This window comes from Coleofasciculus chthonoplastes PCC 7420 (genome assembly GCF_000155555.1).
GTDB lineage: Bacteria > Cyanobacteriota > Cyanobacteriia > Cyanobacteriales > Coleofasciculaceae > Coleofasciculus > Coleofasciculus chthonoplastes_A.
The window spans coordinates 146,621-169,854 of the sequence record NZ_DS989842.1; the positions used below are offsets into that span (position 1 = coordinate 146,621).

The 23,234-nt window shown below is 46.3% G+C and carries 14 protein-coding genes; 7 read left to right on the top strand and 7 right to left on the bottom strand.

The annotated features are described in order from the left end of the window. Positions 1–75: 75 nt before the first annotated feature. Both MC7420_RS02700 and MC7420_RS02705 read left to right on the top strand, forming a co-directional pair. Positions 76–657 carry a hypothetical protein gene (locus tag MC7420_RS02700; protein ID WP_006098574.1) on the top strand — a complete coding sequence of 194 codons (582 nt, stop codon included), beginning with the start codon at positions 76–78 and terminating at the stop codon, positions 655–657. Between the two features lie 73 nt (positions 658–730). After that, complete coding sequence (locus MC7420_RS02705; RefSeq protein ID WP_006098665.1) at positions 731–2,104, top strand: AAA family ATPase; 1,374 nt, start codon at positions 731–733, stop codon at positions 2,102–2,104. Here MC7420_RS02705 and MC7420_RS43705 read toward each other — a convergent pair whose 3' ends face one another. Together MC7420_RS43705 and MC7420_RS43710 are read right to left on the bottom strand one after the other, a co-directional pair. Beyond that, entirely contained in the window at positions 2,105–2,830 is a 726-nt protein-coding gene (locus MC7420_RS43705) for a hypothetical protein (protein ID WP_315897213.1), read from the bottom strand. Between the two features lie 14 nt (positions 2,831–2,844). Then, complete coding sequence (locus MC7420_RS43710; RefSeq protein ID WP_006098550.1) at positions 2,845–3,342, bottom strand: hypothetical protein; 498 nt, start codon at positions 3,340–3,342, stop codon at positions 2,845–2,847. Between the two features lie 540 nt (positions 3,343–3,882). Here MC7420_RS43710 and MC7420_RS42225 point away from each other — a divergent pair. The 3 genes from MC7420_RS42225 to MC7420_RS02725 all read left to right on the top strand — a co-directional run bounded on the left by MC7420_RS42225 (position 3,883) and on the right by MC7420_RS02725 (position 13,866). Beyond that, positions 3,883–9,492, top strand: a complete 5,610-nt coding sequence (locus MC7420_RS42225) for an nSTAND1 domain-containing NTPase (protein WP_006098605.1) — start codon at positions 3,883–3,885, stop codon at positions 9,490–9,492. Positions 9,493–10,077: 585 nt separating this feature from the next. Next, positions 10,078–10,506, top strand: coding sequence for a hypothetical protein (locus tag MC7420_RS02720; RefSeq protein ID WP_006098548.1), 429 nt, complete (start codon positions 10,078–10,080; stop codon positions 10,504–10,506). 108 nt (positions 10,507–10,614) lie between these two features. Beyond that, positions 10,615–13,866 (top strand): tetratricopeptide repeat protein, encoded by a 3,252-nt coding sequence (locus MC7420_RS02725; RefSeq protein ID WP_006098569.1) that lies wholly within the window; start codon positions 10,615–10,617, stop codon positions 13,864–13,866. Positions 13,867–14,101: 235 nt separating this feature from the next. Here the strand turns inward: MC7420_RS02725 and MC7420_RS02730 are convergent, their stop codons facing one another. Further along, positions 14,102–14,488 carry a hypothetical protein gene (locus MC7420_RS02730; RefSeq protein WP_006098464.1) on the bottom strand — a complete coding sequence of 129 codons (387 nt, stop codon included), beginning with the start codon at positions 14,486–14,488 and terminating at the stop codon, positions 14,102–14,104. On the opposite strand from MC7420_RS02730, the gene MC7420_RS34795 reads away from it, so the two are divergent. Together MC7420_RS34795 and ileS are read left to right on the top strand one after the other, a co-directional pair. Next, a complete protein-coding gene (locus MC7420_RS34795) occupies positions 14,479–15,828 on the top strand; it encodes a Ycf66 family protein (protein ID WP_052307415.1) in 1,350 nt (449 codons plus the stop codon). The genes MC7420_RS02730 and MC7420_RS34795 overlap by 10 nt on opposite strands. Positions 15,829–15,954: 126 nt before the next feature. Then, positions 15,955–19,446 carry an isoleucine--tRNA ligase gene (gene ileS, locus MC7420_RS02740; RefSeq protein WP_006098341.1) on the top strand — a complete coding sequence of 1,164 codons (3,492 nt, stop codon included), beginning with the start codon at positions 15,955–15,957 and terminating at the stop codon, positions 19,444–19,446. A gap of 105 nt (positions 19,447–19,551) precedes the next feature. On the opposite strand, the gene MC7420_RS02745 is transcribed toward ileS, so the two are convergent. The 4 genes from MC7420_RS02745 to MC7420_RS02760 form a co-directional block, all read right to left on the bottom strand. Continuing rightward, positions 19,552–20,160: a hypothetical protein gene (locus tag MC7420_RS02745; RefSeq protein WP_006098701.1), complete on the bottom strand. Its 609-nt coding sequence runs from the start codon at positions 20,158–20,160 to the stop codon at positions 19,552–19,554. Between the two features lie 179 nt (positions 20,161–20,339). Then, positions 20,340–20,993, bottom strand: coding sequence for a hypothetical protein (locus tag MC7420_RS02750; protein ID WP_006098703.1), 654 nt, complete (start codon positions 20,991–20,993; stop codon positions 20,340–20,342). A 64-nt stretch (positions 20,994–21,057) separates the two neighbouring features. Continuing rightward, entirely contained in the window at positions 21,058–21,720 is a 663-nt protein-coding gene (locus MC7420_RS02755; RefSeq protein WP_044204638.1) for a hypothetical protein, read from the bottom strand. A 26-nt stretch (positions 21,721–21,746) separates the two neighbouring features. Beyond that, positions 21,747–23,228, bottom strand: a complete 1,482-nt coding sequence (locus MC7420_RS02760; protein WP_006098612.1) for an eCIS core domain-containing protein — start codon at positions 23,226–23,228, stop codon at positions 21,747–21,749. Between the last annotated feature and the right edge of the window lie 6 nt (positions 23,229–23,234).

Genomic DNA, 23,234 nt, shown 5'->3' on the forward strand with positions numbered 1-23,234 from the left:
AGAAAACACGGAACAATTAGTAGATGTATTAACTCGTGTGGGACATATGAAAGATTACTGGGTTCTGAGTATGATGTGCTGGTTCTACTCACTGACTACCAAACTGCTAAGAAAAATCCACCCTTGAGACTGCAAATTATTAAGTTTAAGTACCTCTACAAAACTCAGCTAGCGGATTATCGGCTTTGCCAAATTGCTAAAAAGCATCGAGAATGGTTGGTCACCGAAAACGAATCTTGGGCAAAGAAGGTATTTCGATTTCTAGCTTATGTGAATCAAAGTGATTGGCGTGCCAAACAACTGCTGCGTTTGTTGGACTGTCTTCAGGATGCGACATCAGTACACCGTTATATTCAGCAGGCTGATAAAGATTTTCAAAAAATTAATAAACAACGCATTGCCAAAGATGCTGAACCCATTCCCCGATCAGACATTGAATCATTACAAAAAATAAACTCTATTCAGCCGTTTTATTTAGGTGTTATTGATGCCGCCGATAATTGGGTGATCGAGATGCAGAAGGATTTGGCGAGATTCCCTAATAGTAATGAGTGGTCACGTCTTTTGACCAGTCCATTGGATGGTCAAATTGGCATGAGTCCGGCGTTGCAGTGGCGATATAATTTCAGTCGCGTTTTTGAAGTGAATCAGTCTTAATAACGAGTAAAATAAAGTATCCCTAACTCAATTCTGGGGCGAGGGACAAGGTTACAGCTAAATCTAAGATGCTATGAGTATAGATTTACTGACATTTTTTAAGGCAACAAATCCCGGTCAGACGATTAATATCGCTGATCCAGAGGATCGCAAATACTATATCGACTTCTCTCCGGTTCGGGGTGGGACGGTTATTGAGGAGTTGAAGGAGAATATTACGATATTCTATGCGAATCAGCCAAGTTGTGATTTGTTTACCGGACATATCGGCTGTGGCAAATCTACGGAGTTACTGCGGCTGAAGGCGGAATTGGAGGCGGAGGGGTTCCATATTGTTTATTTTGAGTCGAGTGATGACTTGGAAATGGCAGATGTGGATATTGCCGATGTGTTACTGGCGATCGCACGGCGGATTAGTCAAAGTTTAGCAGATGTGGCGATCGCGGAACCCCAGGGATTGAAGCGGTTGCTGAAACGGACGGCGGAACTGTTGCAGACGGAGTATGATTTATCGGAGGTGGAGTTAGGCTTGCCGAAAATGCCAGGGGTTCCCGATGTGAAAGTGAAGGCGAATGACAAAGGGGCGTTGTCTTTGGCGTTCGGGATTGGTAAGATTACGGCTAAGGCACGAGCGGATTCGGGATTGCGAGAACGGCTGAATCAGTTTTTGGGACCGAAGAAAGCTGAGTTATTAGCGGCGATTAATCAGGAATTGATTGAACCTGCGATCGCGCAATTGCAACAGCAGGGGAAACGGGGATTAGTCGTGATTGTGGATAACTTGGATCGGATTGAGGGTCAAACTAAAGGTTGGGGGCGATCGCAACAGGAATATATTTTTATTGATCAGGCGGAATATTTGCAAAAGTTTAACTGCCATGTTGTTTATACCATGCCCTTGGCGTTAAAGTTTGCTGATGAATATGCTAGGTTAACCCAGCGATACAAGGAAGAACCCAAGGTTTTGCCTATGGTACAGGTGCAGCAGGTGGATGGGAGTGACTGTGAGGAGGGAATGAGATTGCTGCGGCAGATGGTTCTGGCGCGGGCGTTACCGGATTTGGACGAACAAGGGCGGTTAAATCGGGTGAATGACATTTTTGACCATCCGGAGAGTTTAGACCGCTTGTGTCGTGTCAGTGGGGGTCATGTGCGGGATTTATTACAACTGTTGATCCAGTGGTTGAAGAAGGATCTTAAACAAGGGCGGTTGACTCGTGAAACGTTAGAGGGTTTGATTCGCAGTCGTCGTAATGAAATGACGCTTACCATTGATGATCACGAATGGGGGTTATTGCGAAAAGTTCGGGAACGGAAGAAAGTGAGTGGAGATGATGGGTATCAGAAATTAATTTATAGTCGGCTGGTGTTTGAATATCGCGATCGCGGCGAGTCTTGGTTTGATATTAATCCGGTTTTGGCAGATGCTAAGGAGTTAAGGGAATAGTCACTGGTCATTTGGCTTTAAGGTAAACCGTTCTAACAATTGTTCACGCGAAAGGGTAATGAGTAGGGGGGTTAACTCTTGAGGGGGCAATTGTAACATGGGCGCGATCGCACTGGCTAATTCGGGGTCAAGTTCCCCAAATCGTACTCTCAGAAATCGTTCTACAGCTTCTTGTCTTGAGGTATCGTCTTGAATGGGCAGATTACCAAACCACAGTAAGAGTTCCTCTCGTTCAAGGTTAAATAACAGCCGAGTTAACTCTTGAGGGGGTAATTGTAACATGGGCGCGATCGTACTGGCTAATTCGGGGTCAAGTTCCCCAAATCGCACTCGCAGGAAGTTTTCCGCCATTTGTCGTTGTCCTTCCAGTCTGCCTTCAAGTCTACCTTCCAGTCTGCCTTCTTGTATCCCTTCTCGCTTGCCTTGTTCTAAGGTTTCTTCTTGCCATTTTAAATACGCTGGTGATAAGTTCATGAGCAATTCCCTGTCTTGTTCACTTAAATTTTCGCTTTCGTTGATCGTGATACGCCAGTTTGCCAGAATCTGTAGAATGGTCTGCCGATAGGGGTTCTGTTGGGGTAAAGCTACCAATTCATTGATCGCTTGTTTCTGTGTTCCGCGTTTTCCCAGAACCCTTAACCATATAGCAATCCTATTTAGGTTGTGGCAATTTTCAAAAATGAAACCCTTGCTATACCTGGCTTTCGAGCTTTTCGCTTGTTGCATCCTATTTAGGATTGCTATAGTGTATCTTCAGTGACTGGCAGTTGGTTGATGGCGATTAATGCTGTTTTCAGAAATTTTGCCATGAAATATACCCCTTCTCCCCAGTCTTCTGAGGGATGGAGTGTGGCACCAAATCCGTCTAACAACCTTGGGGAACAAGAGGGTGAGAGAATCCACAAATGGGGCCAATCGGTGTCGGGGAATGAAGTTCGTTCTCGTCTGGCTTTTCGCCGCATTTCACTACGCACTGAGTTTAACTTGCTTTGGCAGTCGAGTACCTCGGCGGGGTTGGGTGGATTGCGGAAGGGTTCTAATAGACAGGCGGTTGTTGCCATTCGCCCCAGTAATCCCAGGTTTTCGGCGGTGGTTGCTGGTGATGGGGTTGGTACAAACCAAACATCAACTTGGCGGATTTCTGGGGCTATTTCGCGGCTGGTTTCGACGCTTCCTAGAGGGGCTAATAATTCCTCTAGGTATTGCTTGGCAAATTGATCGTGAGGCTTTCGTGTCATTCAAGTTTCAAATGGCGATGTGTTTGTTTAATTACTGGTTTTGATTCTTTATTGTGGCATATTGTGACGCCTTTTTTTTATTTTTTTGTGAGGATTTGAGATATAATAATTTCGCAATTTTATAATAAGTACCGTTTAAATTATGATGAACCGTTGAGGACTGAACTTAACCGCTGAGACTGTGGTAGGGGCGATCCGCTTGCATTCATGGACAATGCGATTCCATTGAATGCTTGGGTCGCCATTGGTTCACGTAGAGATGACCTCTGTCTAACCAACAACAATATGTTCTGTAGGGGCGACCCGCCTGCATTAATGAACAACTCGATTCCATTCAATTTATCGGGTCGCCCTTTATTTAAGTTAACTGTAGGGGCGACCCGCCTGCATCAATGGACAAGGCGATTCCACTTAATTGACTTGGGTCGCCCTCGGCTTAATCCCCGATGTCGGATAATGTTGCTTAGAATTTGAGGGTAAGTGTTTACGCGATGATGGCGCTAAAGCGCCTACTACGAACGAACTACTACGAACGAAACGATGTCGCAGCTACCTGATATTACACCGGAGAATCAAACCGAACTTGAGGAACTGGCGTTGACGCTGGATGCTTTTCAGGGTCAGTTTTTGCTGGTTTTTGCCCGATGTAATTATGACAGAGTGCGATCGCGTCTGATTCAAGTCCTCCAGGATTCGTCTCCTTTGAACATTCGCACGATTACGCTGAGTCCTGATGATACGGCGCTTTATCAGCGGATTCAGAGGGAGTTGCAGGGGGATAAACCGGGGGCGCTGATGGTTTTGGGGTTGGAGTCGGTGCTATCCCTGGAGAAGATGCTGGCGGGGGCGGATTTGGTGCGGGAAGAGTTTCGTCACCATTGTCCGTTTCCGGTTGTGGTTTGGGTGACGGATTCAGTGAAGGCGCAATGGATGCAGTTTGCTCGAAATCTGCAAAGTTGGGGTGTGAGTAGTCAGTTTACGATTAGCCGTGGGGAGTTGGCGGCGTTTATTCAAGGGAAGGCGGATCAATGGTTGGCGGATGGGTTGAATTTAACCGAGATGGAGTGTATTGAACTTAGGGGAGAATTAGAGGCGGCTGAGGGGGAGTTGCAGTTAGAGGATAACGGGTTAGAACCGGAATTAGCGGCGGCTTTATTCACATTATTGGGAATTTGTCAAGAACAGCAGGGAGAGATTCAAACGGCGATTGATTATTTTGAGCAAGCCTGGGAATGTTGGCAGGAATTGCAGCGTTTTGAGTATGAAGGGATTGTTTTAAGGGAGATGGTTTATGGTTATTTCTGCCAAATTAATCGGATTCAACCTGGGACAATTTCTAGGGATGACTATAATCAGATTCAAGCTAAAATTAAGGACTCTATTCAGCAAGCCTTAACTGCCTTTCATCGGGCGCAACGTCCGGATTTAATTGCTGATTCGATTGGGGTGTTTGGTGCGGTTTTGCGGGAGTTGCAGGATTGGCAACAATTACGGGATTTGGCGGAACAGGCGTTGGTGTTTGACCAAGGGGAAAATCGCCGGGATAAATTGGCGTTGGATTATACGTTTTTGGCTGATGTTGCTTTGGCTGAAGAACGTTGGCAAGCGGCGCAGGAATTGGCGGAAACTGCGTTAAGTCACATAGAACTGATAGCTGACACCATTTTAAGTGGGGCGGTTGAAACCGCAACTACACAAACGAAACCCGCCGGAGTTTACCCTCGAGCGAAGCGAAGGGCGGGTTCCAAAACTCTTAATCTTAATTTATTGTTAGTCCGCGCAGGCGGACTTGGTTTGTCTAGCCGCGAATTCCATTCGCCAAGGAATAGGATTGATGTAGAGCTAATTAGCCGATGCTATTGGATTAAAGCGCGATCGCACGTTAATTTAGGTCAATGTTTGGCGGCGATTGAACAGTTAGAATTTGCCCATGGTATCAGTCAACCGTTATCCTATCCTCGGCTTTATCTGGATATTTTAGGCGATTTACATGATCTCTACTGGCAGACAAAAGATTATCTAAAAGCCTTTAAAATTAAACAGGAACGGCAAACCGTTGAAACCCAATTAGGATTAAGGGCGTTTATCGGTGCCAGTCGCATTCCATCGACTGTTGGGGCAAACCTCTCTCCAAACCTCTCTCCTTCAAGGAGAGAGGCTTTGAATACTTCACATTCTGTACTCAATACTCCACATTTCGTCTTGAATTCTCCCCCTTCTGTCCTGAATTCTCCCCCTTCCCTCGCAGGGAAGGGGGCTGGGGGGTTAGGTTTCATCGCCCCAGAAATTATCGCATCGGGGCGGGAAAAAGATGTGCGGGAATTGGTGCAACGGGTGACACGGAATGATCATAAAGTTATTGTCCTTCACGGTTTCTCTGGTGTGGGAAAAAGTTCCTTGGTGAATGCCGGATTAGTGCCAACCCTACGCCAAACAACCGCCAGTGGACAACGCATTTTTCCGATTTTGATCCAAGTTTATACCGATTGGCTACAGGAAATCGGACAGCAATTAACCGCCACGCTAGAAACACACAATATTCCCATCACTCAACCCCTCGACTCTCAAGCCGCGATTCTAGAAGCCTTGCGCCAGAGTGAAACTCAGCAGGTGCGAATTGTGTTCATTTTTGACCAGTTTGAAGAATTCTTTTTTGTGGCGAATAGAAAAGCGTTAAGAAATGAATTATTTAGGTTTTTGGGCAACTGCTTAAATATTTTACCTGTTAAGATTATCTTTTCTATCCGTCGGGATTATTTGCATCATTTAGTCGATAGACCGGGAATGGAGTCCATTGGTAATGACCTTTTGAGTAAGAATGTTCTGTATAAAATCACTAATTTTACTCCAGAGGAAGCCCAAAGCCTAATCGTTCAACTCACAGAGCGGTCTAATTTTAAGCTGGAATCGGCGTTAATTGAACAACTGGTGCAGGATTTAGCGGGAGATTATCAGAAAGTACGCCCGATTGAGTTACAGGTAGTCGGGGCGCAACTGCAAGCCGAGGGAATTAGAACCTTGGCGGAGTATCAACAGTTTGGCACAAAGGAAGAATTGGTGTTGCGCTATCTGGCGGAAGTGGTGGAGGATTGCGGCGAAGAAAATCAGCCCGTGGCGGAGGTGTTGTTGTATTTGTTGACGGATGAGAAAGAGCGGCGATTGCTGAAAACTCGTGGGGAGTTGGAGGAGGAGTTAAAGGATTTTGTCACAGTAGCGGCGAGTCAGTTGGATTTAATTTTAGAGATTTTAGTGTTATCGGGGTTAGTTTTTGTTGTTCCTGATACGCCGGATGACCGCTATCAGTTGGTGCATGATTATTTAGTGTCCTTTATTCGCCAGCAGCAAGAGCCAAAGATACAAGAAATTATCGCCCAATTGAATCGGGAACGGGAACAGCGTCAGCAGTTGGAGCGGAGTATTGAACGGGTGCGGGGAGAGTTACGCCTGGTTCAAGGGGAACGAGAACGGGTGATGGTGGAGGTGGAACAAGCGGAGCAAACTAAGCAGGAATTAGCCGCAGAAAATCGCAAAGTCTCGCGGCGGGTGCGGGTGGGTTCAGTGGTATTGGTATTGACAGTAATCAGCGCCGGATTTGGGTTAGCTTGGACAGGTGCGACAGCGAATCGAGATATTCAAGAGGCTCAACAACGAGAGCAAGCAGCGCGTCAAGCTGAATTAGCTGCTCAACAGGGAGAGGAAGACGCGAAACAAGGAGAGGAAGATGCACTTCAGGGAGTCGAGATAGCGAAACAACAATTCGTAGAGGCTCAAAAACAAGCAGACAATGCGCGTCAGCGACTTAATGAGACAGAAAAACGGGAGAAAGAAGCGCTGGAGCGAGCCAAAATAGCCAAACAGCGAGTTGTCGCGGCTCAACAACAAGTCGCTGCTGCTCAACAGCGAGAAACCACTGCTCAACAGAATGCGGCTCAGGCTCAACAGCAAGCAGAAGCCGCCAACCGACAGGTGGAAGTGGCGAAACGACGAGAACAGGAGGCGAATGAACAGGTAGAATTAGCCGAAGCTAAAGTTAAGGATGCTCAAGAGCAGTTTGAATTCGCTCAAGCCTCTCTCGCACAAGCCGAAGCCGAACGAGCAGAAGCGAATAAACAAACTGAAGAAGCCCTGAAAGGAACGGAACTCGAACGGCGCGGTACATTGGCTTTACGGCAATTTAACTATACTCAAATTCCGGCACTACTCACTGCTATGGAAGCAGGGAAAGAGCTAAAAGCCTTGGTTAAAGACCAACCGATTAATCAGTATCCCGCCTATAGTCCCCTCTCCGCACTACAACAGATTTTGGATCAAATTCGCGAGCGAAATCAACTGCGCGGTCATGAAGATTGGGTTAGGAGTGTCACGTTTAGCCCCGATGGAGAGCAAATTGCTAGCGCTTCATCTGACGGAACCGTGCGGTTGTGGGATAAAAAGGGAGCCGAATTAGCCGTCCTGCGCGGTCATGAAGCTTCGGTTTTGAGTGTCACGTTTAGCCCCGATGGAGCGCAAATTGCTAGCGCTTCGGAGGACGGAACCGTGCGGTTGTGGGATAAAAAGGGAGCCGAATTAGCCGTCCTGCGCGGTCATGAAGATTGGGTTTCGAGTGTCACGTTTAGCCCCGATGGAGCGCAAATTGCTAGCGCTTCGGAGGACGGAACCGTGCGGTTGTGGGATAAAAAGGGAGCCGAATTAGCCGTCCTGCGCGGTCATGAAGATTGGGTTGGGAGTGTCACGTTTAGCCCCGATGGAGAGCAAATTGCTAGCGCTTCGGGAGACGGAACCGTGCGGTTGTGGGATAAAAAGGGAGCCGAATTAGCCGTCCTGCGCGGTCATGAATCTTGGGTTGGGAGTGTCACGTTTAGCCCCGATGGAGCGCAAATTGCTAGCGCTTCGGAGGACGGAACCGTGCGGTTGTGGGATAAAAAGGGAGCCGAATTAGCCGTCCTGCGCGGTCATGAAGCTTCGGTTTTGAGTGTCACGTTTAGCCCCGATGGAGCGCAAATTGCTAGCGCTTCGGGAGACGGAACGGTGCGGTTGTGGGATAAAAAGGGAGCCGAATTAGCCGTCCTGCGCGGTCATGAAGCTTCGGTTATTAGTGTCACGTTTAGCCCCGATGGAGAGCAAATTGCTAGCGCTTCAGATGACGGAACCGTGCGGTTGTGGGATAAAAAGGGAGCCGAATTAGCCGTCCTGCGCGGTCATGAATCTTGGGTTGGGAGTGTCACGTTTAGCCCCGATGGAGCGCAAATTGCTAGCGCTTCATCTGACGGAACCGTGCGGTTGTGGGATAAAAAGGGAGCCGAATTAGCCGTCCTGCGCGGTCATGAATCTTCGGTTGGGAGTGTCACGTTTAGCCCCGATGGAGCGCAAATTGCTAGCGCTTCGTGGGACAAAACCGTGCGGTTGTGGGATAAAAAGGGCAAAGAATTAGCCGTCCTGCGCGGTCATGAAGATTCGGTTAGGAGTGTCACGTTTAGCCCCGATGGAGAGCAAATTGCTAGCGCTTCAGATGACGGAACCGTGCGGTTGTGGGATAAAAAGGGAGCCGAATTAGCCGTCCTGCGCGGTCATGAATCTTCGGTTGGGAGTGTCACGTTTAGCCCCGATGGAGCGCAAATTGCTAGCGCTTCATCTGACGGAACCGTGCGGTTGTGGGATAAAAAGGGAGCCGAATTAGCCGTCCTGCGCGGTCATGAATCTTCGGTTGGGAGTGTCACGTTTAGCCCCGATGGAGCGCAAATTGCTAGCGCTTCGTGGGACAAAACCGTGCGGTTGTGGGATAAAAAGGGCAAAGAATTAGCTGTCCTGCGCGGTCATGAAAATTGGGTTAGGAGTGTCACGTTTAGCCCCGATGGAGCGCAAATTGCTAGCGCTTCGGGAGACGGAACCGTGCGGTTGTGGGATAAAAAGGGAGCCGAATTAGCCGTCCTTCGCGGTCATGAAGATTGGGTTTTGAGTGTCAGCTTTAGCCCCGATGGAAAGCAAATTGCTAGCGCTTCAGGAGACGGAACCGTGCGCTTATGGCGGGTGGAGACGTTAGATGACTTGCTGGTTCGCGGTTGCGACTGGTTGCAGGACTATCTCCACACCAATCCCGATGTCAGTGATATTGATGAGTTTTGTGCAGGGGAATTAGGGGTGGCTGAATAAGGGTTGTGGTGAAGGGAAGCTGGGGGAGACGTGCAATAGCCCATTCGTTCATAAGTCTCTACTACTCACCGTTGACATTCGTATATGGGGTTTTGAGTCTGTGATGCGAGCGTTGATGGCGCTAAAGCGCAACTACGAACTAAAAATAAATCTGTGTAATCAGTGTCACTAACCTCTCACATCCCCACCCCTACCATTGCTAAAAATCTGTGAAATCAGTGTTTTGATTCAACGTCCAAAACTCATAAAATGGGGCAGAACTCTGGTCTGACTGTTGATAATTTTGCTGACGGGTAGAACTTCCCTGGAATGGCGACATTAAAATAGTTTCCAACACTATGTTCTACGCGATCGCACGATAAAAAAAAACCGTGTGACCTTTGCTGGGTAATGACTTTGGCTTAAAAACAGGACGATTGAACTAAGAGTTTGTAACATCTCGTTACAATTGACTTGGCGCGATCGCACTCAACCTGCTGAAAATCAGAATAGGGTTACTTTGTCTAGGCTGAGTCAACTCTTAACCCAGCGCGGTAGGGCTAAAATAGAATAGCAACTCTGATGATCCGCTTCATTCGCTAAGCTATGATACCAGAACTACTCGTCACAGAATTTGCCAAAATCGTTTTTGGTGCTGCTATCGAAACAGGTGTGGGTAAAGCAACAGAAAGCATGATTAGGAAAGCACGAGATACTATCATGCCCAAATTGTCAAGATATCCGGATGCTGATCGCGCGATCGCAGCCGCCCAACAGGGTTCTCAACCGGACTTAGCCAAAGTAACACAGTATTTACAAGCGGCGATGAAACAAGATCCGGCTTTTGCCCAAGAGGTGGAACGTTTAGCTGGACATGTTGTGAACGTCAGTAGTATAGCCGATCAGCGGACTCTGAATCAAAAGAGCGATCGTAGTCACAAAACTTTTCAAAACAAAAGTAAAAACGTTGGACAAGTTGGGGATCAGGACATCTCTGGTAACAATATTAAACATCTGGGCAATAATTTCTACTGACTACTGGTAGAAAATCAGCGTAGCACCCCACCAAATTTAGATGAAATCCGCCCCAGTACCGATAATTGGCAAGGGCGAAACTTAGAACGCCAAACTATTCGGGATTGGATGGCGGATGGAAAGACTCGCTTAATTGGAATTACGGGTATCGGTGGGTTAGGAAAATCAACACTGGCGGCTAAGATTTACGACGAGGATAGCACAGAATTTGACGATAAAGTTTGGGCAGATATTAGCCGGATTGGGTTTACCGAGTTAGCGCGGCGAGTCTTATTGAAATTTGGACTATCTCCGGAAACCATCGAGGCGATACCTGAACAATCCCTGGGAGATGCATTAGTCAATCATCTACGTCAGGGGCGGTATTTGCTGGTGATGGATAATCTAGAAACCCTACTGCAATCTGATGGTGAGGATAATAAGAATACGTCTATTCGTGATGAATCCTATCGGCAGTTTTTCTATGGCTGGTTGGAATGTGGCGGCAAAAGTGTGGTGTTGGTGACAACGAGAGAACGGTTGGATTTGCCACCGATTCGATGTCAATGGTTATCCTTACTAGGATTAGAATCAGTGGAAGGGGCGACGTTATTACAGGCGTTGGGAATTCGGGGAACCGAGGAGGAATTAGTCGAGTTTTCCCAGAAGGTAGAGGGACATCCGTTATTATTAACGCTGGTGGCTGGGTTTTTATTAGAAGAGGAAGAAGTTGATCCGCAGATTCGGTATTTGCAGCGCTATGGGTTGGCGGATATATCCCATTTGTTAACGGATGACAATTTAAAAGGATTGCATCGGGGTACAGTTGATATCTGGATGCGGCGGGTGTTAGATGAGAGTTTTGGGCGGATTAGTCAGAGAATGCAGCGATTGATATTGGGAGTATGTGTTTATCGAATTCCCTTTAATTCAGCGATGGCGCTGGCGCAAATTCATAGTCTCTCTTTTGAACGGGATTTGGAGGTATCTCAACCTCAAAATAAGCAGGAAAGATCCTCTCTAGATTCTTCCTTAGATTCTCCAGATTCTCTTAGCCCCCCTTTTGAAGGGGGGTTGGGGGGATCTAAAAGGGACAACCTCGATACCAAAAGCATTGAGAAAGATTTGCGTCAGTTGGTGAGGCGTTCTCTACTACAGGAAGAGAGAGATAAAGATGGGGGGCGATGGTTTAAGTTTCAGCCATTGATTCAGGAGTATGCGAAATGCCAAGCGGAAGATTTAACCCAGGCGCATCAACGGGCGATTGATTATTATCGTTTAAATCTTAAACAACCTCCTTGGAAAGGAATAGAGGATGTAACCGAATACTTGGAAATATTCTATCACTGGTGTGAACTTAAAAAGTATATTCCAGCTTTCAACATTCTGCACTACTGCCATGAGTTTTTAAAGTTGCGTGGGTATAATCAGATTCAGGTTAGATTGTATAATCGATTAATTTGGGAGTGGAATCGAAGCAAATCAGATTGGGTATTTGGTTCATTACTTATAGATTTAGGAAGTGCTTATTCTCATTTAGGAGAATACCCAAAAGCCATAGACTATGACAAGCAGTCTTTAGCCATATTTAAGGAAATTGGCAATCGCACTTATGTTGCTATTTCTCGGCTGAATTTGGGGAATGCTTATTATTTTATAGGAGACTATAAAAAATCAATAGAATACTCTCAGGAAGCTTTAATTTTTTTTAAAAACAATAGTGGTTATATTAGGGATAAGAAGTTCTTACAAAATGCAATTGCTGTTTGTCTGAATAATTTGGGAAATTCTTACCGTTCACTATGCGAATATCGACAATCGATTGAATACCATCAAAAATCTTTAGCTTTATTTCAAGAAAATGGTGATAAAAGTAAATCTTCTAAACCTTTGATGAATTTGGGGAGTGTTTGCCTTTTATTAGCAGACTATAAACAAGCAATTGAATACTATAAAAAATCTTTAGCTTTATTTCAAGACAATAGTGATCAAGGTGGAATCGCTAGTTCTTTGGATAACTTAGGCGTGGTTTACCGTTATTTAGGAGAATATAAAAAAGCGATAGATTATCATAAGCAGTCTTTAGTGATTAGTCAAGAAATAGGAAATCGTCTTGCAATTGCTAGTTCTTTATATAATCTAGGTGCTGCTTATTTTTCTCTAGGAGAATACCAATGTTCAATAGCATACCATCAACAAGCTTTGGCAATTGAACAAAAAATAGGCGATCGCTGCGGTATGTCACACACCTTCATAGGTTTGGGTAATACTTATAGTTGCTTAGGAGAATACCAACAAGCAACTGAATATTACCAGCTATCTATAGTAGTTTGTAAAGAAATCGGTGATTGTAATAGTCTGGCTATTGCCATGGATAATTTGGGTGTTGTTTATCATGACTTAGGACAACACAAAATTGCCATAAAATTTTCTCAACAATCTTTAGCAATTCAACGGCAAATCGGTGATCGCCGTGGTATGGCTAATTCCTTAATAAATTTAGGCAATGCTTATAACTGCCTAGGACAATACCAAGACTCTATTGAATTTTTAATGGAATCCTTAACGATTCAACAAGAAATTGGCAATCGCAGTGGTATTGCCGATGCTCTAAATAATTTAGGTAATACTTATAGTTGCTTAGGACAATACCAAAATTCAATTGAATACTATCAGCAAGCTTTAGCGATTCAAAAGGAAGTCGGAGAGCGTTGTGCAATTGCTAGATGTCTGAATGATTTAGGCAATGCTTACCATTCCCTAGAGAAATACTCACTAGCTATTGAATATCATCAGAAATCTTTAGTGATTTTTGAAAAAATTAGTCATCGCTATGGCATTGCTGTTTCTCTACATAATTTAGGCAAAGTTTACAATTCTCTAAGAGAATATCAACAAGCAATTGGATACTATCAACAAGCTTTGGAGATTCAACATAAAATAGGCACTCACAGTTTTATGGTAGAGACATTCATCGGTTTGGGTAATGCTTATAATCGCTTAGGAGAATACAAACAAACCATTGAGAATTATCAGCAGTCGTTGATGATTTTTAAAGAAATCGGAAATCGCCATGAGATTGCCAGAACTCTGCAAAAATTAGCTCAAGCCTATTATCAATGCGGTAGAGTAAAGGAAGGATTTGCTACCGCTTATCAAGCCACCCAAATATTACAAGAACTGGAGCTTCCCCTTGATGCGATGCCTTATCCCCAGTGGCTCAAATCAACAATTAAATTTGCTCAACGGGGTAAACTGCATCTAGTCTTATGCTTCATGGTTGGATTAATCGCATTTCCCTTTGCCCTACTTGCATTTACCACCCTAATCCTATGGCGAATCATCCGCGCCTCCATCAAGCGTCCGTGTCAGCACCAATGACAAACAATCGAACAGACAAACAATCGAACAGATAAACCACCTATCATCTAATTTCCGTTTACTACTCCCAATCTCGACAAATTCCCCTCAATACTGCCAATCCCTCTGCGTACCTCTGCGTTTCCCTCTGCGTCCTCTGCGTTAAAAAAACATCATTTCGATACCGACACATCGGACATTATAAGGCACTAAAGTGCCTACTACAAACTAGCGCAAACACGGATACCCTACTACGTTACAACCTGTCATTCTGACCAAAGGGAAGAATCTCATCAGATGTGTAAGCGACGGTTCTTTCACTTTGTTTATAAAATGGATTATTCAAACCTACATGGGCGGGTTTAGCCATGTAGGGTTGGCATTGCCCACCAGCATACCAGTCAGTACCATTCATCCTAGGGTGACGTTTGTCGTCAGCGATGGGATTGGAATCGGGCGCAAGGATGATACCCCGACAAGGCAGCAAATAAACGGGAGCTTGTAACATCTCGTTACAATGGACTTGGCGCGATCGCACTCGACCTGCTGAAAATAATAAGGATAGAGTTAAGGGTTCCTCTAACCCTATACCCTCTACAATGATGAACGTCAGATTCAAGGAGTATCCGCCTAATGTTGCCATACGTCCTCGCGTTGGTTATCGGTCTTGGTAGCTTTGCCTATTACATGGCAGCATTCTTTTTTCCCGAAGTCCACCGTAAAAGCGACTTTGTATGGAGTGGTGTAGGATTTTTCTACGCCCTCGTCTTGTGGGTGTGCGCCGGACGGATTACGGGGGCGGTACTCCTGAGTCAAATCGCTAGTGTATCCCTATTGGGATGGTTAGGCTGGGAAACCTTAACCCTGCGACGACAGTTGGCTTTACCCGAAGCCCAAACCGAAATTTCGCCCCAAGTTCAGCAGAAAATCGTTGGTTCTGGGATATTCCAATTGGCAAAAAGTCTAGTGGTTCAACCCGTCGCCCGAAGATTCCAGAAACCGCCCGTGACGCCAACCCCAGTCGCGACACCAGAACCTGCAACCGAACCCGCCACGCCAGAGACGGAAATCGCCACAGCAGAAACGGAAATTGGTGAATCCTTCCCAGAAACAGTGACAGAGATAACAGAGGAGATTAAACCGCCAGAAGTAAGCGATGTTCCTGTGTCTTCTTCCACAGAGGGAACAGAGGAAGCCGTCACAGAACCCGTAATGGCGGATATTACCGAATCGGCGGAAGTTACGGAAACCGATGAAACAACGTCAACAGAACAAGTTCAAGAATCGGTAGTGGAAACAACCCCACCAGAAGCGATAGAGGAGATTGCGCCAGAAGAGTCTCTATCTGAAACTCCCGCAGCAGAACCAACGATAACTGAACCCACTGTTGCTGAAACTCCTGTAGAAGAACCAACGGTAACTGAGACACCAACAACAGAGAATCCTATCGAACCCACGAACCCACCCAAACAACGCGGGGGAATTAGTGGATTTTTCAATAATCTCTTGGGTAAAAGTAAAGAGAAACCCGCTAAACCACAGGAACCCCAGACAGTATCGGAGGATATTCCCCCCTCACCCGAACCAGAACGCCCTGAATCCAGTCAGCCAGATACCTCACTCCAGGAATCCCCAACTCCGAGTCAGGATATGGAAGAGACAGCCGTAGCCGAGGAACCCCTAACTGTTGACACTTCCCCAGTCACAGACACATCACCACCGGAACCAGAACTCCCCCAAAACCAAGACAGCCAACCTCCAGAAACTCCAGAAGAATTCGCCGACTCGGAACAACTCATCCGCCCAACTCCACCCCAACCGGAACCAGTAGACGAGGTGAACCCTTCCCCAGAATCAGAATCCTTAGAGACTCCAGACGCAGACATTACCCCAGAAGCGCCCTTATCCCCCTCGGCTGAACCCATGGATGAAGGTGATTCTAAAACTCAACAACCTCAAAATTCAGAAAATCCTCCCCAGTAAAGTTGAAAGGATGGCAAATTCTCACCCATAATGTAGGGATAGATAAAACTACTTATTGTAAAAAGGAGTAATCGGGACTAATCCCGACTCCCCTAAACGTAAAACCACTAACCCATAGGTCGAACTGTGACAGAAGCTAAATCCTACAAAGACACCGTAAACCTGCCCCAAACCCAATTTAGTATGCGGGCAAACGCGGTCAAACGGGAACCGGAACTGCAAAAATATTGGCAAGACCAACAAATTTATCAGCGACTGTCACAGACGAATCCCGGTGATAGTTTCATCCTGCATGATGGTCCCCCCTACGCGAATGGGGCGTTGCATATTGGACACGCCCTGAATAAAATTCTCAAAGATATCATCAATAAGTATAAGCTGCTGCAAGGGTATAAAGTTCGCTACGTCCCCGGCTGGGATTGCCATGGCTTACCCATTGAACTGAAAGTCCTGCAAGCCATGGACGCCGAAGAACGCCAAGCCCTAACCCCGATAAAACTGCGGCGCAAAGCCCGAAAATTTGCCCTGAAAACCGTTGATCAGCAACGCCAAGGGTTTCAACGCTATGGTGTATGGGGAGACTGGGATCATCCTTACCTAACCTTAACCCCCGAATACGAAGCCGCCCAAATTGGCGTATTTGGTCAGATGGTGCTAAAAGGGTATATCTATCGGGGAATGAAACCTGTTCATTGGAGTCCCAGTTCCCAAACCGCCTTGGCAGAAGCGGAGTTAGAATATCCGGAAGGACATACCTCCCGTAGTCTTTATGCCGCATTTCCCCTGACCAAAGCCACGGATTCAGTGGAAGCGAAGCTAAAACCCTATTTAGTAGATTTGGGCGTAGCAATTTGGACAACTACCCCCTGGACAATTCCCGGTAACTTAGCCGTGGCGGTGAATCCCGAACTCACCTACGCGATTGTAGAAGTGTCGGAGAAATCAGCCAGTCAGGAGGCGGAGAAATCCTCGAAACCAAGTAAGACAAAGGCAAAAGGATTTGCCCCCACTCAAGACGAGGACTCCCTAGAATCAGAATCAGCCGACTTCGACACAGAAGCTGAAGGGTTTAAATACTTAATCGTAGCGGCGGAATTAGTGGAACGCCTCTCTCAAACCCTGGATAAAGACCTAACCGTCAAAACCACGCTAAAAGGACAGGAATTAGACCAGTGTACCTATCGTCATCCCCTGTTTGACCGGGAAAGTCCGATTGTAATTGGTGGCGATTACATTACCACAGAATCGGGCACGGGATTAGTTCATACCGCACCCGGTCATGGTCAAGAAGATTATATCGTCGGTCAGCGCTACAATTTACCGATTATCTCTCCCGTAGATGGAAATGGAGATTTTACCACCGAAGCGGGACCCTTTGCTGGGTTAAATGTACTGCGGAATGCGAATCCTGCGGTGATTGACGCCCTGAAAGAGGCGGGTTCGTTCCTGAAAGAAGAAAACTACATCCATAAATATCCCTACGATTGGCGCACCAAAGAACCAACTATCTTCCGGGCGACGGAACAATGGTTTGCGTCGGTGGATGGCTTCCGGGAAGAAGTGATGAAAGCAATTCAATCCGTTAATTGGATTCCTTCCCAAGGTGAAAACCGGATTACCGCCATGGTGTCGGAACGTTCCGATTGGTGTATCTCCCGCCAACGGAGTTGGGGTGTACCGATTCCGGTGTTTTATGACGAGGAAACAAATGAACCCCTGCTAACCGAAGAAACCATCGCCCACGTCCAAGGGATTATTGCCGAAAAAGGGTCAGATGCGTGGTGGGAATTGCCCGTAACTGAATTATTACCCGAATCCTACCGAAATAATGGTCGCACCTACCGCAAAGGCACCGATACGATGGATGTCTGGTTTGACTCCGGTTCCTCTTGGGCGGGAGTTGTGCAAGAACGTGAGGAATTATCCTACCCTGTCGATATGTACCTGGAAGGGTCAGACCAACATCGGGGCTGGTTCCAATCCAGTATCCTCACCAGTGTGGCGACAAATGGTTGTGCGCCCTATAAATCGGTATTAACCCACGGCTTTGTTCTGGATGAACAAGGACGTAAAATGAGTAAATCTGTGGGGAATGTGGTAGACCCGGCGACAATTATTGAAGGCGGAAAGAATCATAAACAGGAACCGCCGTATGGTGCAGATATGCTGCGGCTGTGGGTGTCTTCGGTGGACTATTCGGTGGATGTTCCCATTGGTCAAGGAATACTGAAACAGCTTTCCGATATTTATCGCAAGATTCGCAATACAGCGCGATTTTTATTGGGGAATTTGCATGATTTTGACCCGGCTAAAAATGCCGTGGCGTATGAACAGTTACCGGAATTAGACCGTTATATGCTGCACCGGATAACGGAGGTGTTTGGTGAGGTGACTGAGGCGTTTGACAGTTATCAGTTTTTCCGCTTCTTCCAAACGGTGCAGAATTTCTGTGTGGTGGATTTGTCTAACTTTTATTTGGATATGGCAAAAGACCGCCTGTATATTAGTCATCCCGATTCGGTACGACGACGCAGTTGTCAGACGGTATTAGCGATCGCATTGGAAAATTTAGCCCGATCAATCGCCCCTGTATTATGCCATACAGCAGAAGATATTTGGCAATATCTGCCTTATCCCACACCTTATAAATCGGTGTTTGAGTCGGGATGGGTGCAGTTAGATGAAACCTGGAAAAAGCCGGAATTGGTGGAGAAATGGACAAGGTTACGGGCGATTCGCACCGAAGTAAATAAGGTATTAGAACAAGCCCGGGCGGAGAAAATGATAGGTTCTTCTCTAGAAGCGAAAGTCTTGCTTCATGTCCCCGATACGCAATTACGCCAACAGTTGCGGAAATTAAACCCCAGTGGGATTCCCCGCCTGTGGTTGCAAACCCCGAAACCGGAACTGATGGTGATGGGGGAGGAACCAGAAGCCGCATTAGCTTCAGAAACGCTGTCCTTAGACACAGGGGAACAAGAGTGGAATGTTAATCAAATTCTGTCCACTGTCTTGACGACACTACGCCAGGTGTTCAGCGAAAATCAGCGCGTATGGTTAACGGTGGGAGTCGTGGTAGGGGTACCGATTACCTTAAAAGTAACCGCAACCGTATTAGCTTCGATCGCCCGTTTACCCTTATTGGCTGATATGTTGCAACTGGTGGGAGTGGGCTACAGTGGTTGGTTTGTCAATCGCTATTTACTCCGCGCCCCCAATCGGCAAGAATTAGCAGAAAAAGCGCGATCGCTAAAAACTGAGGTATTGGGTGAAGGTTCTCCCCAACCGGAACCCGAAACGGCGGAACCTGAAGCCGCACCCCCAGCGCCAGTACAACCCCAACCCAGAATTCTAGGGGAACGGTTTACGGTTCTCAGTAACGGGGTAGATGAGTTGCGCTATCTATTTTTAGCCTCCCAAGTTGAGGTGTTAGATTCCCCGGATGCGATTGAAAATGCGGACTATCGCAGTCAGTCGGAACAGGTTTGGGTAGGGATTGTCAAAGCTGAAGGAGAAAAGTGCGATCGTTGCTGGAATTATTCACCTTTTGTGGGTAAAATTATCGAGCATCCCACGATTTGCGAACGGTGTCGGGCGGCGTTGGCGGGTCAATGGTAATTTGTCTTATGTCATTGGTCATTTGTCCTTTGTTCAATTAAGGAATTCTCGCCTTCACAATTGGCTTTCCCCTATTTAGGGTGATTAGAACAAGGTACTGAATGTTCAGTCACCTACAAACGTTCCGCTACCCAGTGATAGTTTAGCGTTAAAAGTACCCTGAATCTCAGTTGCCATTTTCGGTACGCACAGATAGAGTTTTCCCGGCAGGTAATCTCCCTGTCGCTGACCAATCTGCAAAAATACTCGGTAATCTAGGTCGTCAAGTGTACTGTAATCCCACAACGTATAATGATCGACATCCGAATCCTCTTGCAGGTTCTTCACATACTCCGTTGCATCAACACGATAATCCCAGATACTTTCGCGTTCTGTGCCGTATCTTCCTCCGTAAGCATAGGTTGTTCCTTCCACCTTGGACGTGTCATACTCTATCGGTTCTACAGGAGACGAAGCACCAATGAGTATGTCAAAAATAAATAACACTGTGATTGCCTGGGGATCAATATTTCCATGCTGTATCCGTAGTTTAGGAAACGAAATATCTGACTTGTCTAAGGAAAACTCGCGCCCATAAACTTGACCCGAAACAGGAGTATTTGGTATTTCCTCAACTGTTGGTATTTCTGGACAATTAATCGGTTCCGGCGGAGGGATTGGCTGGGGGCGAGATTGTCCGAGAAAGGGGATGCTGTTTCCTGAACAACTCGCCATTATTATAGTCGCTAAAATGACTACAACATTTATTCTGGTTTGAGACTTCATTTTCGGCTTACATCTAAGTTGTAGAGACGTTCCGGCGGAACGTCTGGAACTAAATGATGTGTCCTAACCGCTATGGCGGTTGCTATACATCCGCACAGGGAGACTTCAAGTTAGACTGCAACTCGGTATCAGTCATCGACAAAAGTTCCATTAGGGGGTGATAGTTTAGCGTTAAACGTTCCTTGAATCTCAGTTGCAGCTTCCGGTATGCACAAATAGAGTTTGCCGGGAAGGTAATCTCCCTGTCGCTGACCAATTTGCACAAATACTCGGTAATCTGGATAGTCAAGCGAAGTGCTGTAATCCCATAACATATAATGATCGACATCTGAATTATCTTGCAGATTCTTTACATACTCCGTCGCTGTAACACGGTAATCCCAGATACTTTCACGTTCTGTGCCATATCTTCCTCCGTAAGCATAAGTTGTTCCTTCCGCCTTGGAGGTGTAGTATTCTATCGGTTTTACAGGAGATGAAGATTCAACTGGGTCAAAATATGAAGATCCAACTGGGATGTCAAAACTAAATCGAACTGTGATTGCCTGCGGATCAAGATTACCGTGTTGTATCCGTAAATAAAGAAGAGAAATATCTGACTTGTCTAAGGAAAAATTGCGCCCATAAACTTGACCCGAAACAGGAGTATTTGGTATTTGATCAACTGTTGGTATTTCTGGACAATTAATCGGTTCCGGCGGAGGGATTGGCTGGGGGCGAGATTGTCCGAGAAAGGGAATGTTATCTACTGAACAACTTGCCATCGTTATAGTTGCTAACATGACTATAACATTTATTCTTGTTCGAGGTTTCATTTTAGGTTTACTTCTTCATTGTTGCAGAAATTCAGTCGCCAACAAAAGTTCCGCCACCCAGCGAGAGTTTAGCGTTAAAAGTACCCTGAATCTCGGTTGCCATTTTCGGTACGCACAGATAGAGTTTTCCCGGAAGGTAATCTCCCTGTCGCTGACCAATCTGCAAAAATACGCGATGATCTGGATTTTCAAGTGAAGTCCCATAAGACCACAACGTATAATGATCGACATCCGAATCTTCTTGCAGATTTTTCACGTATTCCGTAGCTAAAACACGATAATCCCAGACACTTTCGCGTTCTGTGCCGTATCTTCCTCCGTAAGCATAGGTTGTTCCTTCCGCCTTGGAGGTGTTGTATTCTATTGGTTCTACAGGAGATGAAGCACCAATGAGTATGTCAAAGACAAATCGCACTGTGATTGCCTGGGGATCAAGATTTCCATGCTGTATCCGTAATTTAGGAAAAGAGATGTCTGACTTGTCTAAGGAAAACTCTCGCCCATAAACTTGACCAGAGACAGGAGTATTTGGTATTTCCTCAACCGTTGGTATTTCTGGACAATTAATCGGTTCCGGCGGAGGGATTGGCTGAGGGCGAGACTGTCCCAAAAAAGGGATATGTTCTCCTGAACAACTTGCCATTGCTATAGTAGTTAACACTACTACGACGTTGATTATTGTTTGAGGTTTCATCTTAGGTTTAATTCCTCATTTTTATTTTATTTTTGTAATGGCATATTCACTCTTGGTTTTTCATGGTAAGTGATATAGCTATGGCTACCATCATCAGCCTCAACGTTCTTACTCTCAACTTTTTGAGAGACATAAACGCCGTCTGGAGTATGATTTCCATCACCTCCGGATTCAATTTCTTCTCCACCTGCATTCCCCGCAGAACTTATGTACAGAGAAATCTTATGCGTGTGAGCATAGTAGCTGTTGGTTCCGCCTAAAGAAAACTCTTCAATATTTGCCTTAAAATCCTGTTCACTGCTGAAATTGGTGCCAATATTGGCATTTGCCTCTACAGGAAGCAGTTTTTTAATTGGCAAGCTTCCAGAAGCACCGAGACTTCCCTCGAGTTGCCGACGATTATGAACGCCAAAGTTGAAATTCATGTTAGGTGTTTCCCAGGTTTTAGCATTCTTTAATGTGTAGGTGGCAGTAAACTTGTATCCTTCATGTCCTCCCCCGAAAACTCTTTGCTCTGTTTGTGGGTTGGAAACCATTAACCGAACGTGGCTACCAACGGTTTTGTCACCGAGAAACAATCGTGGTGTTCCTTGGAATTTACCTTGGGTTGCGCCCAATGTAGCAGAGATTCTAGGATTAATGTAATAGGTTCCCTCACTGCCTAAGTTTCCGCCTCTTCCCGCCAAAGCACTGCCAAAATTTCTCTCATCAATCAATTTGACCTCTGCGGATGCCCAAACATCTTGCCCGATCGCACTCGGTTGTCGCGGTGCATTTTCCGCTTGTGCCATCACTGAAGGCATCGACGGCGCGATCGCAGTGTCTCCTGTATACTCTCCTAACAAAGGTTCAGCCGATTTCCCGGCTACCACGGCATCGGCTACGGCATCGGCGTGCTGTTCATACTTATCCCCCACCTGCCCCATTCCACCAGAAAGTTGCACTTTCCCTGATTGTTGCTGCATAACGTGGGCAGCTTCATGGGCGGCTAACCCTACACTCGGAGTCTTAGCAAAGGCAATCCGATTCCCACAGGTATAAGCCGCCGCCCCCAACCTCTGAGATGCCGCTGCCGCCTCTTTCCCCATATAAGCTTGAATATGGGATAAGTCTTGACCAAAGAACTGTTGGATTTTATCCAGATGTGGTAATTGTCTCGGTGTTCCCCTAAATCCATCCCCGGCAATGTCTTGGGGTGACTTGTGTTGCACCGCCTCCCCATTGTCTTTAAGTTGCACCCCATCCTCAGCTTCACCGTGGGCATCTTTGGGCTGGATGGCTTGCATTTGTGCCTGTCTTGGCATCGCCTCATCCATTCCCTCAAGCAGCTTTGCCTGAATTAAATCTCGGTCATAACTCGAATAAGCGCGAGTCACCTTTCCAGAAGCCGACGGTTGTTTGGCTTGCGACTGTACAGGAAATCGCGGTGGTGCAAACCCTGTAGCACTATCTTTGGGCGCAGGGGCGGGTGGAATAAACGAAGGTTTCTGCTGTTGAGCTTCCTGCATAAGCTG